The organism is Cupriavidus sp. UYPR2.512 (assembly GCF_000379565.1).
Lineage (GTDB): Bacteria > Pseudomonadota > Gammaproteobacteria > Burkholderiales > Burkholderiaceae > Cupriavidus.
On record NZ_KB902964.1, the window covers coordinates 123,251 to 137,305 of the forward strand.

The 14,055-nt window shown below is 68.9% G+C and carries 12 protein-coding genes; 4 read left to right on the top strand and 8 right to left on the bottom strand.

Features of this window, described 5'->3' with window-relative positions; translation table 11 throughout:
- Positions 1 to 56: 56 nt before the first annotated feature.
- From pyrR to hemC, 7 genes are all read right to left on the bottom strand, one after another.
- Complete coding sequence (gene pyrR, locus A3A5_RS0114360) at positions 57 to 593, bottom strand: bifunctional pyr operon transcriptional regulator/uracil phosphoribosyltransferase PyrR (RefSeq protein ID WP_018311260.1); 537 nt, start codon at positions 591 to 593, stop codon at positions 57 to 59.
- Positions 590 to 1,015, bottom strand: coding sequence for a Holliday junction resolvase RuvX (ruvX, locus tag A3A5_RS0114365; RefSeq protein ID WP_018311261.1), 426 nt, complete (start codon positions 1,013 to 1,015; stop codon positions 590 to 592). The genes pyrR and ruvX overlap by 4 nt, the downstream gene beginning before the upstream one ends.
- Positions 1,008 to 1,580, bottom strand: coding sequence for a YqgE/AlgH family protein (locus A3A5_RS0114370; protein WP_025583981.1), 573 nt, complete (start codon positions 1,578 to 1,580; stop codon positions 1,008 to 1,010). Before A3A5_RS0114370 ends, ruvX begins: the two co-directional genes overlap by 8 nt.
- Before the next feature lie 102 nt (positions 1,581 to 1,682).
- Positions 1,683 to 2,390 (bottom strand): pseudouridine synthase, encoded by a 708-nt coding sequence (locus tag A3A5_RS0114375; protein WP_018311262.1) that lies wholly within the window; start codon positions 2,388 to 2,390, stop codon positions 1,683 to 1,685.
- Between the two features lie 159 nt (positions 2,391 to 2,549).
- A complete protein-coding gene (locus tag A3A5_RS0114380; protein WP_018311263.1) occupies positions 2,550 to 3,740 on the bottom strand; it encodes a heme biosynthesis protein HemY in 1,191 nt (396 codons plus the stop codon).
- A 4-nt stretch (positions 3,741 to 3,744) separates the two neighbouring features.
- Positions 3,745 to 5,883, bottom strand: coding sequence for a fused uroporphyrinogen-III synthase HemD/membrane protein HemX (hemDX, locus tag A3A5_RS0114385; protein ID WP_018311264.1), 2,139 nt, complete (start codon positions 5,881 to 5,883; stop codon positions 3,745 to 3,747).
- A 9-nt stretch (positions 5,884 to 5,892) separates the two neighbouring features.
- Positions 5,893 to 6,906 carry a hydroxymethylbilane synthase gene (gene hemC, locus A3A5_RS0114390; protein ID WP_026200783.1) on the bottom strand — a complete coding sequence of 338 codons (1,014 nt, stop codon included), beginning with the start codon at positions 6,904 to 6,906 and terminating at the stop codon, positions 5,893 to 5,895.
- Positions 6,907 to 6,983: 77 nt separating this feature from the next.
- On the opposite strand from hemC, the gene ppc reads away from it, so the two are divergent.
- The gene (gene ppc, locus A3A5_RS0114395; protein WP_018311266.1) at positions 6,984 to 10,031 is read left to right on the top strand and encodes a phosphoenolpyruvate carboxylase; all 3,048 of its coding nucleotides are present in this window, start codon (positions 6,984 to 6,986) and stop codon (positions 10,029 to 10,031) included.
- 124 nt (positions 10,032 to 10,155) lie between these two features.
- Here ppc and A3A5_RS0114400 read toward each other — a convergent pair whose 3' ends face one another.
- The gene (locus tag A3A5_RS0114400; RefSeq protein WP_018311267.1) at positions 10,156 to 10,782 is read right to left on the bottom strand and encodes a ferritin-like domain-containing protein; all 627 of its coding nucleotides are present in this window, start codon (positions 10,780 to 10,782) and stop codon (positions 10,156 to 10,158) included.
- Between the two features lie 155 nt (positions 10,783 to 10,937).
- Between A3A5_RS0114400 and A3A5_RS0114405 the strand changes: the two genes are divergently transcribed.
- From A3A5_RS0114405 to argH, 3 genes are all read left to right on the top strand, one after another.
- Positions 10,938 to 11,534: a sigma-70 family RNA polymerase sigma factor gene (locus A3A5_RS0114405; RefSeq protein ID WP_018311268.1), complete on the top strand. Its 597-nt coding sequence runs from the start codon at positions 10,938 to 10,940 to the stop codon at positions 11,532 to 11,534.
- Positions 11,531 to 12,283 (top strand): anti-sigma factor domain-containing protein, encoded by a 753-nt coding sequence (locus A3A5_RS0114410; protein ID WP_018311269.1) that lies wholly within the window; start codon positions 11,531 to 11,533, stop codon positions 12,281 to 12,283. The genes A3A5_RS0114405 and A3A5_RS0114410 overlap by 4 nt, the downstream gene beginning before the upstream one ends.
- Positions 12,284 to 12,415: 132 nt before the next feature.
- Positions 12,416 to 13,834, top strand: coding sequence for an argininosuccinate lyase (gene argH, locus A3A5_RS0114415; protein WP_018311270.1), 1,419 nt, complete (start codon positions 12,416 to 12,418; stop codon positions 13,832 to 13,834).
- Positions 13,835 to 14,055: the final 221 nt, after the last annotated feature.

Sequence of the window (14,055 nt, forward strand, 5' to 3'; positions counted from 1 at the left end):
TGGTCTCGGAGCTGGGGGTCAGGCGCGCACGGCGCGCCTGGGGCATTCGGGCTGGTTCAGCCGGTGGCGGAATCGGTAGGTTCGGTCGAAAAGGCGAATTGTGCGCTGGCGCCCTCGCCCTGGCGCGACAGCACCAGCGTGGTGCCGGGCGGCAGCGCCATCTCGGCGGCAGTCAGGTCGGCGGCAATGGGCAGCTGGCGCCCGCCGCGGTCGACCAGCACGCCCAGCGCCACGCGCGCGGGGCGGCCGTAGTCGAACAGCTCGTTGACGGCGGCACGGATGGTGCGGCCCGTGGCCAGCACATCATCGATCAGCAGGATGTTGCGGTCCTCCACCGCAAACGGCAGCGTGGTCGGCTGGGCCTGGCTGTGCAGGCCCTTCTTGGCATAGTCGTCGCGATGGAAGGCAACGTTGATCACGCCATGCTCGGGCAGCTTCAGGTCAGCGGCCAGCCGCGCGGCGATCCACGCGCCGCCGGAATGGATGCCAGCCACCGACCAGAGCGCGCGCTCGGCCTCGGGGATCAACGCCCGGGCCTGGTCCAGCAGCTTGCGGTACAGCGACTCGGCGTCGGGAACGGAAATCTGCGTCATAGCGGGAATTGGTCGAAATACTGTTGCAGGATGATGCGGGCGGCCTCGGCATCGAGCTCGCCGCGGCGGGCGCCGGCCATCGACGCGGCGCGCGAGGTATAGCGCTCGTCCACCCACTCCACCGGCAGGCCGAAGCGGCCATTGAGCTGGTTGCCGAAGCGCCGCGCCAGCTTCATCGAGGGCTGCTCGCCCCCTTCGGGGTTGACCGGCATGCCGACGATCAGCTGCACCGGGTTCCACTCGTGGATGAGCGCCGCCACGGCCTCAAAGCGGCCTTCCACGGTGATATTGGGGAGGATGGTCAGCGCACGCGCCTCGCGCGTGATGAAGTTGCCCAGCGCGACGCCGATCTTTTTTTCGCCGTAGTCGAATGCCAGGACCGTGCCGTCGCGGGGCAGTTCACGCCCCACGGCATCAGGCATGCCCGGCCTCGCCCGACAGCATGGTGAAGTCAATGCCCAGCAGCCGGATGGCGGCGGCAAAGCGCTCGTCGGGCGGCACGCTGAAAATGATCTCGGGGTCGGCCTGGACCGTCAGCCAGCCGTTGCGGCTGAGTTCTTCCTCCAGTTGGCCGGCACCCCAGCCGGAGTAACCCAGCGTCAGCAGGAAGCGGTGCGGGCCGCTGCCGTTGGCCACGGCCTCCAGCACGTCCTTGGAGGTGGTCATCTCCAGCCCGCCCGGCACGGCCAGCGACGAGACATAGACGCCCACCGGGTCGTGCAGCACGAAGCCGCGCTCGGTCTGCACCGGGCCGCCGAAGTAGACCGGCTGGTGCGCGACTGGCTGGATTTCAAGCTTGAGGTCGATCTTGTCGAACAGCGTGGCCATGTCGATGTCGATGGGCCGGTTGATCACCAGCCCGAGCGCGCCACGCTCATTGTGTTCGCAGATATAGACGACGGAACCCGAAAAAGTCGGATCGGCCATGCCAGGCATGGCAATCAGGAACTGATTGGTCAGATTGATGGGTGCTTCGGGCTTCGCCATGCCTTGCATTTTATCAAATCGCCGGGGGTCTTCCGGAAAAGATTGGCGGGCGTTGCAGTGCAGCAATGAGCGCCCGGCCACGCTCTGGAGCTGTCATTTGGCTCAATCCTTGCCGGTCAGCGCGGCCAGCTCTTGCGCCGTCAGCCAGCGCCAATCGCCTTCGGCCAGGGCCGGATCGAGCTGCAGGCCGCCAATGGCGCTGCGATGCAGCGCGCTGACATGGTTGCCGGCAGCCGCCACCATGCGCTTGACCTGATGGTACTTGCCTTGCACCAGGCTCAGCCGCAGGCTGCGTTCGCCGGTGATCTCACAAGCTTCTGCCGCGATCGGTGCCGGTTCGTCGAGCAGCTGCACGCCACTGCACAGCGCTTCGGCCTGCTCCGGCGTGACCGGCTCGGCGGTCGTCACTTCATAGATCTTGGGTACCTTGCGCTTGGGCGAGGTCTGGGCATGGATGAACTGGCCATCGTCGGTCAGCAGCAGCAGCCCGGTGGTGTCGTGGTCCAGCCGCCCCACGGCCTGCACCTCGCGCTGGCGCAGCGGCACCGGCAGCAGGTTGTAGACGCTGGGATGATGGCGCGGGCGCTGCGAGCACTCGTAGCCGGTGGGCTTGTTCAGCATCAGGTAGGCCTTGGTGCAGGCCAGCCATTCCTCGCCGTCGACAGTGAGCTGTAGGCCGTCGACTTCAAACTGCGCGCGCGGGTCTTCGCACAGTTCGCCGTTGACCTCGACCAGCCCGGCGGCGATCAGGTCGCCGCAGTACCGGCGCGTCCCGAAGCCCTGGGATTGGAGGATGCGGTCGAGAGTCATGGATTGGAAAGTACGTAAGGATGGATGGTGGCTTGGGATGCCAGGCCCCACGGGGTTCTGGACAACCGTTTGTGTGCTCCCTCCCCCGCAAGCGGGAGAGGGAGCACACCGCCAGTGTGCGGGCTTTGTCAGCAGAGGATTCGCCAGCGCCTGAAAACCTCACGCCGCCAGCATCGCACTCTCGCGATAGTGCCGCTGCGCGTCGTCGAGGCGCTCGGTTTCCTCAAAGAGCCGCGCCAGCGCCAGGTGCGTGCGCACGCGCAGGCGGCGCTGCTGGTCGGGCTCGGCATATTTCAGCGCGCGCTCGAAGCTGGACTGGGCCTTGCCCCACAGCTTCTCGCCCAGGCACAGCACGCCCAGCGTGTAGTAAAGGTCGGCGTCGGCGGGATGCGCCGCCAGCCATTTCTCGGCCTGCTGGATCTGCGGCAGCGCGTGGCCGGGCACGGCGCAATCGGCATAGCGCAGCACCAGGCGGCTGTCCCAGTTGACCTTGAGCGCGTCTTCGATGATGCGGCGGGCCTCGTTCTGCCGGCCCAACGCCGCGAAGTAACGCGCCGCGGGTTCGGCGATGCGGGTCGCGCGGCGCTCATCGGTGGACAGCGAGCGCCAGAATTCGGTCAGCGCGTCGGCGTCATGGCGGCGTTCCTCCAGCATGGCTTCGACGGCCATCTGCTTGAGCCGCAGCGCCAGCACCGGATGCAGCGCGTTGCGCTTTTCCAGCGAGCGCGCCAGGCGCAGCACCTCGGTCCAGTTCTTCAGGTGCTGGTGCGCGCGCAGCGCGATGCGCTGCACGTGGATCTGGCGCGCACCCTGCGACTGCAGCTGGGCGATGGTTTCCAGCGCGCCGTCGGCGTCGCGGGCATCGACCAGCAACTCGGCCATCGACACCAGCCGCGCCTGCTCGCGCTCGGGGTCCGTGACCTGCGCCATCCAGGCGTCGCGCCGCTCGGTTTCCTGCATCCGGTGCGCGGCGCGGGCGCCGATCAGCGCGGCGGTCTGGGCCTGGTCGTCCCAGGACTGGGCTTCGCGCGCGGCGCGCTCGGCGCGGGCGAAGCGGCCGGCAAACAGGTTTTCGATCGACTCGCGCAGCGCCGCCTGTGCCTTGCTCATGCGGCTGCGCTCACGGTAGGCGGCGGCGCGGCGCGGCATGTCGGCCAGATGGCGGATGGTGGACATCACCGTCCACACCACAAAGAACAGCAACAGCAGCAAGGCCAGCGCCAAGTTCAGCGACAGCTCGACGCGATATGGCGGATAGAACAGCACCACATTGCTGTGGTTGAACTGCGTGAACAGGGCCAGCCCGACGGCGCCGCCAAACAGGACCGCAACCCAGAACAGAAGGCGCATGGGCTTACTCCTTCTTCAGGGCATGCAGCGCGCCCAGGCTCTCGGCCATGGTCGGCAACTGCACCGTGACCGCACCGGCCTGCGCCTGCCGCAGCAGCGTCAGCACCCCCTGCACCCGGCGCGACTTGGTATCGAAATAGCGGCTGATCATCGCCTGCGCGGCGGCCAGGTCATTGCGGAACACGGCTTCGTTGCGCGACAGCAATGCCAGGCGCGCATTGAGCAGGCGCAGCTTGACGTTCTCGCGCAGGAACCAGCCCTGGTCGCCAGACAGCAGCAGCGCCTCGGCATCATCGACCTTGCGGATGCGAACCACCTGCGCCAGTTCCTCGCGCAGGTAGTCCCACAGGCGCGTGAACCAGCCCGGGCCCGCGCCGTTGGCGGCGGCCGGCGCGCTGGCACCATTGCCGGCGGCACCCTTGCGGGCGTCGGCTTCGCTGCGCTCCAGCATGCGCTCGCTGGACAGCAGCGGCAGTGCGTCGACCTGGTTGATGGCCTCGTCCAGCTTGATTGCGGCGCCGGTCAGGTCGGTGTCGGGCACCGCCTTCATGCGCGCGACGTCGCGCGCAATCGCGCGGCGCAGCAGGTTGTATTGGGGCTTGTCGGCGCGCGCCAGGCGGGCGTCGGCGCTTTGCAGCGCGGCCAGCGCCACCTGCACGTTGCCGGTCAGCTGCAACTGCTGGCCGGCACTGGTCAGCAGCTGCTGGATCTCGGCGATTTCCCAGTCGTCGCGATTGCGCATCAGGTCCTGGTAAACCTGTTCCAGCGCCACCTGCTTGTCGCGGGTCTCGCCGACCTGGTTCTCCAGCGCACCGACCTTGGCCTGCAGTTCCTTGACCGTGTCCTGCGCGTTGCGGGTCAGCACGCGCGACTCCTGCACCAGCGCATCGTTGCTTTGCTGGCGGCGCGCCAGCTCGCCGGTCAGGTGGTCAACGCGCTGCTGCAGCCACCAGAAGCCGCCGGCCGTCGCCACCACCAGCACGGCGACAAGCACCCACAACGCAGCGGACCGCCGTGTGGCTGCACCGGGAGCACCGGGAGCACCGGGAGCACCGGGGGTAGCGGGGCCCGGCGCGGGCGCGGCTTGCGCCGATGCTGCGGAGGCCGCCGTGGGCGGCGGCGTAGCGGAGGAGGACGTGGTTTCTTGCGTCACGCGTTCGACCTTCGTTGACGTTGCGGGAACTGCTGCGTCCGGCACGGGGGCCGGCGGCGCTTCGGCTTTGGCGCTGGGCGGGCTGGCTTCGGTTGCCGCGCTGGCCATGCTTGCCGGCGCCGGACCGGCATGGGCATCGGCCCACTGCAGGCACGCCGCCAGCAGGCCGGCATCGCCCGGGGCGGCGCGCAGGACATGGGGAAAGCCCAGCGCCAGCGCCTGTTCGGCGATTCTCGCATGCGGCGCGATGCACTGCACCTGCCGCAGGGTAGCGTCTTCCTCAGGCGACAGATGCCGGCGTGCCAGCGCGTCAAGGTTGCGCACCGCTTCAGAACTGGTTAGGAGCCACGCATGCGGCGCCGCGCCGGGTCGCAGGTTGTCGCGCACGGCCTGCCACTGCATGGTGCTGGGTTCGGGCAGCGTGCGCTGGTAGGCCTCGACGGCCTCGACCTGGGCACCGGCCTCGCGCAGGCGCTCGCCCAGCCAGTCGCGCCCGCCGTTGCCGCGGATGATCAGGACCGGCTTGCCTGCCAGCGCGGCGGGATCGAGCCGGGCCCACAGGGCCTCGGAGTCAAAGCGCAGCGCTTCGGCCTCTGGTGCGGCGTCATCGGGGCACTGCCCGTTCGCGGCAGCGCCCGCGGGCGCGATCACCCGGTACGCGGGCGGCGCGATGCCGCGCTCGGCCAGGGCCGCGACGCTGGCCGGCCCGACCACCGCCACCGGCACCTGCGCCGGCCAATGGGCCACGGCCGCGCCCTGCACGCCGGCCAGCGCGTCGAGCGCGTAGGCAATGGCATTGGGACTGACAAAGACCACCAGCGCAAAAGTGTCCAGCCGCGCCAGCGCGGCGCGCAGCGGCGCGTCGTCGGCGGCCGGGCCGATGGCCAGCAAGGGAAAGCTGAGTACATCCAGGCCCGCGGCCTGCAGCGCCTCGGTCAGTTGCCGGGACTGCCCGGCGGGTCGTGTGACAACGACGGTCGGGCTGGGCATGGGGCAGCCTCAGGCAGGAGCTTGGGAGCCGGCGGGATCGCCAGAATCGGCCAGTGCCGCGAGGATGGCCTCCGCACCCTGTGCCAGCAGGTCGCGCGCGCAGGCCTGGCCTAGTGCTTCGGCGGCGGCCAGGTCAGCAGCCGGTCCGGACGCGGCAGCGCGGATGGCGCGCGTGCCATCGGGCAAGGCGACAAAGGCGTCCAGCTTCAGCTGATCGCCTTCCCAGCGCGCATGGGCGGCCAGCGGCACCTGGCATGAGCCGCCCAGCATGCGCGACACGGCGCGCTCGGCGGTCACGGCCAGCGCCGTCGGCTGGTGGTTCAGGGGCGCCAGCCATGGCGCCAGCTCAGGGCGGTTGGCCGGGATCTCGATGCCGAGGGCGCCCTGGCCCGCGGCCGGCAGCGACACCTCGATCGGGATCAGCGCGCGGATGCGCTCGCCCAGGCCCAGGCGCTTGAGGCCGGCGGCGGCCAGGATGATGGCGCCGTATTCGCCGCGATCGAGCTTGCCCAGCCGCGTGTCCAGGTTGCCGCGCAGCGGCCTGATCACCAGCTGCGGGTAGCGGCTGCGCAGCGCGGCTTCACGGCGCAGGCTGGAGGTGCCGACCACGGTGCCGGCCGGCATCTCGTCCAGCGAGGCATAAGCGGAAGACACCAGTGCGTCGCGCGGATCCTCGCGTTCCATCACCGCGGTCAGGGCGAAGCCTTCGGGCAACTCCATCGGCACATCCTTGAGCGAATGCACCGCCAGGTCCGCCCGGCCTTCGTCCATCGCGAACTCCAGTTCTTTGACAAACAAACCCTTGCCGCCGACTTTGGACAGCGTACGGTCTAGAATCTGGTCTCCGCGCGTTGTCATGCCAAGAATGGACACGTCGCACGCGGGATAGTATTGTTGCAACGCAGCACGCACATGTTCTGCCTGCCACAGGGCCAGACGGCTTTCTCGGGAGGCAATAACGAGCTTTTGCGGAAGATTGCGAGACACGACAGCGGTAGAGGAAGACAGGGTGGCAGACGACATGCATCAATGGTAGCACGCGACCCAATAGCCCCTCCGCATCAATAGATAAGCTTAGAGAAGCAGAACGAGGAGATTGCATGACGCAGCATGCTGCGCGCCCCAACGGCCGGCGGACCGCCCCGGCTGCGAAAGACCAAAGCCCTGCCCTCGGCGCCGGCCAAGGTGACGCAAGCGGCGCATCCGCCACCGAATCGAAACGCCGCGCCACCCGCAGCGGGACCAAACGTTCCGCCAAGCCCAAGCTTTCCATCGTGTCGAGCAACGGAACCACCATCGCCCCCAACGCCCGCCGCACCGCCGACAAGGACGTGCCGCTGCGCGAGGATATCCGCTTCCTGGGCCGCCTGCTGGGCGAATGCCTGCGCGAACAGGAAGGCGACGCCGCCTTCGAGGTGGTCGAGACCATCCGCCAGACCGCGGTACGCTTCCGCCGCGAGAACGACCGCGCCGCCGGCGCGGAGCTGGACCGCCTGCTCAAGCGCCTGTCGCGCGACCAGACCAACCAGGTCGTGCGCGCATTCAGTTATTTCTCGCACCTGGCCAATATCGCTGAGGACCAGCACCACAACCGCCGCCGCCGCGTGCACGCGCTGGCCGGCTCGCCGCCGCAGGCAGGCAGCCTGGCCCACGCACTGGAGGCGATCGATGCCGCCGGCGTGACCGGCAAGCAGTTGCGCAAGTTCCTGGACGAGGCCCTGATCGTGCCGGTGCTGACCGCGCACCCGACCGAAGTCCAGCGCAAGAGTATTCTCGACGCCGAGCGCGAGATCGCCCGTCTGCTGGCCGAGCGCGACCTGCCGATGACCGCGCGCGAGCGCGAGCACAACACCGCGCAGCTGCGCGCCAAGGTCACCACGCTGTGGCAGACCCGCATGCTGCGCGATGCGCGCCTGACGGTGGCCGACGAGATCGAAAATGCCCTGTCGTACTACCGCACCTGCTTCCTGCGCGGCATCCCGCAGTTGATGAGCGAACTGGAAGAAGACATCGCCGCGGTGTTCCCGGCCACGCGCAAGCGCAAGGGCACCCCGGGCGCCGCGGGCACGAAGGCCGCGCCGCTGGCCCCGTTCCTGCAGATGGGCTCCTGGATCGGCGGCGACCGCGACGGCAACCCCAACGTCACCGCCGAGACGCTGCAGCACGCCGCCAGCCAGCAGGGGCAGATGATCATCGACTGGTACCTGGATGAAGTCCATGCGCTGGGCGCGGAGCTGTCGATGTCGACGCTGATGGTCGACGCCAGCGCAGAACTGCTGGCGCTGGCCGAGCGTTCGCCCGACCACTCCGAGCATCGCGCCGACGAACCCTACCGCCGCGCGCTGATCGGCATCTACGCGCGCCTGGCCGCAACCAGCAAGACGCTGACCGGCCACGCCGTGCCGCGCCGCCCGGTGGCGCCGGCCGAGCCCTATGACAGCGCCGAGGCCTTTGCCGCCGACGTGCAGGTGGTGGTCGACTCGCTGCGCGACAACCATGGCCAGGCGCTGGCCAATGGCCGCATCGACGCGCTGGCGCGCGCCATCGGCGTGTTCGGCTTCCACCTGGCATCGGTCGACATGCGCCAGGTCTCGGACGTGCATGAGGCGGTCATCGCCGAGCTGTTCGCCGCCGCCGGCATCGCCCCCGACTATGCCGCCCTGCCCGAGGCGCGCAAGCTGGAACTGCTGCTGGCCGAGCTGCGCCAGCCGCGCCTGCTGACGCTCCCGTGGCATGAGTACTCGGAGCAGACCCGCAAGGAACTGGCGATCTTCGCCGCCGCGCGCGAGCTGCGCGCGCGCTATGGCAAGCGCATCGCGCGCAACTACATCATCTCTCACACCGAGACCCTGTCGGACCTGGTCGAGGTGATGCTGCTGCAGAAGGAATCCGGCATGCTGCAGGGCACGCTGGGCAGCAAGACCGACCCGGCGCGCATGGAGCTGATGGTGATCCCGCTGTTCGAGACCATCGAGGACTTGCGCAACGCCGCCGGCATCATGCAGTCGCTGCTGGACCTGCCGGGCTTCGATTCGGTGATCGCGCACCATGGCGTCGAGCAGGAAGTGATGCTTGGCTACTCGGACTCGAACAAGGACGGCGGCTTCCTGACTTCCACCTGGGAGCTGTACAAGGCCGAGCTGGCGCTGGTGCAGCTGTTTGAGCAGCGCCAGGTCAAGCTGCGCCTGTTCCACGGCCGCGGCGGCACTGTCGGCCGCGGCGGCGGCCCGACCTACCAGGCCATCCTGTCGCAGCCGCCGGGCACCGTGAACGGCCAGATCCGGCTGACCGAGCAGGGCGAGATCATCAACAGCAAGTTCGCCAACGCCGAGATCGGCCGGCGCAACCTGGAGACGGTGGTCGCGGCCACGCTGGAAGCCTCGCTGCTGCCGCAGCAGAATGCGCCCAGGGAGCTGGACACCTTCGAGGCCGTCATGCAGCAGCTGTCGGACCGCGCCTTCACCGCCTACCGCGACCTGGTCTACGAGACCCCGGGCTTCAAGGACTACTTCTTCGCCACCACGCCGATCACCGAGATCGCCGACCTGAACCTGGGTTCGCGCCCGGCCTCGCGCAAGCTGATGGACAAGAAGCACCGCCGCATCGAAGACCTGCGCGCCATCCCGTGGGGCTTCTCGTGGGGCCAGTGCCGGCTGCTGCTGCCGGGCTGGTACGGCTTCGGCAGCGCGGTCAAGTCGCTGCTGGACACTGCGCCGGACGACAAGGCGCGCAAGCTGGCCGTGACCATGCTGCGCCGCATGGTCAAGACCTGGCCGTTCTTCTCGACGCTGCTGTCCAACATGGACATGGTGCTGGCCAAGACCGACCTGGCCGTGGCCTCGCGCTACGCCCAGCTGTGCGACGACGCGGCCCTGCGCCGCACCGTGTTCAACCGCATCAGCAAGGAATGGCACCTGACCTGCGAGATGCTGACACTGGTCACCGGCCACCAGGAACGGCTGGCGGACAACCCGCTGCTGGCGCGCTCGATCAAGAACCGCTTTGCCTACCTCGACCCGCTGAACCACTTGCAGGTCGAGCTGCTCAAGCGTTTCCGCTCGGGCAAGGATGGCGATGATATCCGCGTACGGCGGGGTATCCACCTCACCATCAACGGGGTGGCGGCAGGCCTGCGCAATACGGGCTGATTGGCAATCGGTGCGCGCCTTGCGCACGACGTAGCCAACGCCGCCTGAACGGGGCTCCCCTCTCCCCCGGCCCCTCTCCCGCAGGCGGGAGAGGGGCGCACACAATTGGCAAGCCTCTGCATCCTCACCCCACAAACGCCCCCGGCACCGGATCTTCACCGAGCGCATGCAGCAGCACCGCCCAGTGCATCGCCTCGTCCCCGAGGATGCTGCCGGCGGCGCGGGTCAGCTCGCGGTTGTGGAAGTTCGGCAGCACGCCCAGGTAGGCGGCGGTGGCGCCCTTCTCCAGCCCCGCTGCAAAGCGCAGCACATCGGCCTGGGTCTTCAGCTTGTCAGTCGGGAAGGTGTATTCCGACGCCTTCTTCGCCACCACCGGCGTGCCGCCCAGCTTCGATACTGTCCCGGCCAGCACCTGCGCGTGCGCCTTGTGGTGGTCCTGGAACTTGACCGCGGTGGCAAGCACCGGCTTTTGCAGCAGGCCGCTTTCCGCGCCTACCTGATAGGCGGCGATCGCCTGGTATTCCAGTCCCAGCGCGGTGTTCAGGATATTGATGTCGTCCCTGGTGCTGCCCGACTGGGTCTGCGCCCAGGCTGGCATGGACTCGCCCAGGCTGATGACGGCCAGCGAGCCCAGCGCGAACAGCCCCGGTGCCTTGAGCAGCCCGCGGCGGCGTGCATCGGGCGCGGTCACAATGCGGTCACGGGAATCGGTCGGATCTGCCGTGGCGGCAGTCGTGCGCATGCGTTCCATGAAGTTCTCCTGTGTGGGATCAAAGGCGCCGCAGCCCGGGGCCGCCATCGTGCGCCTGCCATCTGATACGCACGCCGGGGCCAATCGGATGCAAGGTCGTGTGCCTATAATCCGGCAACACCCTTTCGCGAGACGCCCCGGTGCCCCCTTCTCCGGTGTCCCCTTCCGCCGAAACCTACGCCACGCCGCCCGGCGCCGAGCGCCTTGCGGCCCTGCTCCAGGCCGTGGCCATCGGCGACCGGCAGGCGCTGCGCGGCCTCTATGACCTCAGCGCGACGAAACTGTTTGGCCTTGCGCTGCGTATCACTGGCAGGCGCGATTGGGCGGAGGATGTCGTGCAGGAAAGCTTTGTCAGCATCTGGCACCACGCCGGCGACTACCGGCCGCACCTGGCCGCGCCGATGACCTGGATGACCGCGATCGTGCGCAACCGCGCGCTGGACTGCCTGCGCCGGGCGAGCGCGGCACACGTTGGGCAGACTGTCGAGCTTGACGAAGACCTGGGCGAATGGCTGGCCGACGACGCGGCCGGGCCCGCGGAACTGGCCGATGCCAGCCAGCAGGCACGCGCGCTCAACCGCTGCCTGCAGCGCCTGGATCAGCCGCAGCGCCAGGCCATCATGCTGGCCTACCTGCAGGACCTGAGCCACGCCGAGCTGGCCGCCCGGCTGCGCGCGCCGCTGGGGACGGTCAAGTCCTGGATCCGGCGCGGCCTGGAGCGGCTGCGCAGCTGCATGGAGGGCGCGGCATGAACCTGGCCAGCCATCCCGACCTGCTCGACCGCATCGCCGCGCAGTACGCGCTGGGGGTGCTGCACGGCGGCGCACGGCGCCGCCTGGAACAACTCGCACGCGAAGAGCCCGCGGTGCGCGCCGCGATCCACCGCTGGCAGGCGCGGCTGGCGGGCGTGGCCGAGCTGCAGGCGGCCGCCGAGCCGGTCGACAAGGTGTGGTGCGGGATCGAGGATCGCCTCGGCTGGAAGGTGGCCGATCCGGCCAGTCAGCCGGCCCGCCCGGCCCGTGACACCCGCCCCGCGGACGGCTGGTGGCAGCGGCTGTGGTCGGCCCCGGTTTTCTGGCGTGGCGCCGCGGCGGCAATGGCCACGGTGGCGGTGCTTGCCGTCGGCATCGGCATCCAGCTGGCCCGGCAGGATCAGACGGCACCGGCCGAGGTCGTCGCCGTGCTGAACGACGACCGTGCCCAGCCTGCGATGCTGGTGTCGTGGGATGCCGGCGCACGCAGCCTGATCGTGCGCCGCCTGGGTCACCTGGCCCTGAGCGACCAGCAGGTGTTGCAGCTGTGGGCGCTGCCTGCGGGCGGCAAGCCGCAGTCACTGGGCGTGATCGGCCGGGCACCTGAAGCCCGGCTGGCGCTGGCGCAGTTGCCCAAGGCGGTGCCCGCGCTGGCGGTCAGCATCGAGCCGCCGGGCGGCTCGCCCAATGCCGATGGGCCAAGCGGCCCGGTGGTGTTCAAGGGGCCTGTGATCCACAGCCGGCTCTGATGAACGGCGCTGCCGTGCCGGCCAGCGCCGCCAGCGGGCCGGCGGGCGATATAATCGCCGTTTCCCAATTTCTCGCGCCCGCCGCCGTCCACACGCCGGCGCCTGCCACGCGAGCCACTGCAGCTGACGTCCATGTCCACCTCCCAACTTGCCAAGAAAGGCGAAGCCTGGTCCGCCCGCTTCTCCGAACCGATGTCCGACCTGGTGAAGCGCTACACCGCCTCGGTGTTCTTCGACAAGCGCCTGGCCCTGTTCGACATCCAGGGCTCGCTGGCCCACGCAGCCATGCTGGCAAAGCAGGGCATCATCGCCGAGGCCGACCGCGCCGAGATCGAGCGCGGCATGACGCAGATCCTCGGCGAGATCGAGGCCGGCGGCTTTGAGTGGAAGCTGGACCTGGAAGACGTCCACCTGAATATCGAGGCGCGCCTGACCGCGCTGGTGGGCGATGCCGGCAAGCGCCTGCACACCGGCCGCTCGCGCAATGACCAGGTCGCCACTGATATCCGCCTGTGGCTGCGCAGCGAAATCGACAACATCATCACGCTGCTGGGCGCGCTGCGCACCTCGCTGCTGGACCTGGCCGACCAGAACGCCGACACCATCCTGCCGGGCTTCACCCACCTGCAGGTGGCACAGCCGGTGACCTTCGGCCACCACCTGCTGGCCTACAACGAGATGTTCACGCGCGACGCCGAGCGCATGGCCGACTGCCGCAAGCGCGTCAACCGCCTGCCGCTGGGCGCCGCCGCGCTGGCCGGCACCAGCTACCCGATCGACCGCGAGTTCGTGGCGCAGCAGCTGGGCTTCGACGGCGTGTGCCGCAACTCGCTGGACGCCGTGTCGGACCGCGACTTCGCCATTGAATTCTGTGCCGCCGCCGCGCTGGTGATGACGCACGTGTCGCGCTTCTCGGAAGAGCTGGTGCTGTGGATGAGCCCGCGCGTGGGCTTTATCGACATCGCCGACCGCTTCTGCACCGGCAGCTCGATCATGCCGCAGAAGAAGAACCCGGACGTGCCCGAGCTGGCGCGCGGCAAGACCGGCCGCGTCAACGGCCACCTGATCGGCCTGCTGACGCTGATGAAGGGCCAGCCGCTCGCCTACAACAAGGACAACCAGGAAGACAAGGAGCCGCTGTTCGACACGGTCGATACCGTCGTGGACACGCTGCGCATCTTTGCCGACATGGTGCCGGGCATCACCGTCAAGCCCGAAGCCATGCGCGCCGCCGCGCTGCAGGGCTACGCCACCGCCACCGACCTGGCCGACTACCTGGTCAAGAAGGGCCTGCCCTTCCGCGACGCCCATGAGGCCGTGGCCCACGCGGTGCGCGCCTGCGACAGCCGCCAGTGCGACCTGGCCGACCTGAGCGTGGCCGAGCTCCGCGAAGTCTCGGGCCTGGGCGACAAGGCCGCGCTGATCGGCGACGACGTGCACACGGTGCTGACGCTGGAAGGCTCGGTCGCCGCGCGCAACCATATCGGCGGCACCGCGCCGGACCAGGTGCGCGCGGCCATCGCCGCAGCACGCAAGACGCTGAACGTCTGACCCCACCTCAGGGGTAGCCCGGCAGGCCGGCAATGGGAGCGCGAGCTCCCCTTTTTCTTTTTTGTGCGCGGCACACCGGCAAGTGTTGTTTATTCCACGAAGCGGCCACGATCGCGCGGGAAATGCCAACACCAGAAAATATCGAATCTGAGGGAAATTCCACGCGATTAGCGCAGAATTGGTGCAAACTCACTCGAAAATGTGATGCACTGGGGATTCAC

Coding starts and splice junctions, on each gene's coding strand:
- pyrR (WP_018311260.1), bottom strand. CDS start 593: ATGACGCAGATTTCCGTTCCCGACGCCGAGTCGCTGTACCGCAAGCTG.
- ruvX (WP_018311261.1), bottom strand. CDS start 1,015: ATGCCTGATGCCGTGGGGCGTGAACTGCCCCGCGACGGCACGGTCCTG.
- A3A5_RS0114370 (WP_025583981.1), bottom strand. CDS start 1,580: ATGGCGAAGCCCGAAGCACCCATCAATCTGACCAATCAGTTCCTGATT.
- A3A5_RS0114375 (WP_018311262.1), bottom strand. CDS start 2,390: ATGACTCTCGACCGCATCCTCCAATCCCAGGGCTTCGGGACGCGCCGG.
- A3A5_RS0114380 (WP_018311263.1), bottom strand. CDS start 3,740: ATGCGCCTTCTGTTCTGGGTTGCGGTCCTGTTTGGCGGCGCCGTCGGG.
- hemDX (WP_018311264.1), bottom strand. CDS start 5,883: ATGCCCAGCCCGACCGTCGTTGTCACACGACCCGCCGGGCAGTCCCGG.
- hemC (WP_026200783.1), bottom strand. CDS start 6,906: ATGTCGTCTGCCACCCTGTCTTCCTCTACCGCTGTCGTGTCTCGCAAT.
- ppc (WP_018311266.1), top strand. CDS start 6,984: ATGACGCAGCATGCTGCGCGCCCCAACGGCCGGCGGACCGCCCCGGCT.
- A3A5_RS0114400 (WP_018311267.1), bottom strand. CDS start 10,782: ATGGAACGCATGCGCACGACTGCCGCCACGGCAGATCCGACCGATTCC.
- A3A5_RS0114410 (WP_018311269.1), top strand. CDS start 11,531: ATGAACCTGGCCAGCCATCCCGACCTGCTCGACCGCATCGCCGCGCAG.
- argH (WP_018311270.1), top strand. CDS start 12,416: ATGTCCACCTCCCAACTTGCCAAGAAAGGCGAAGCCTGGTCCGCCCGC.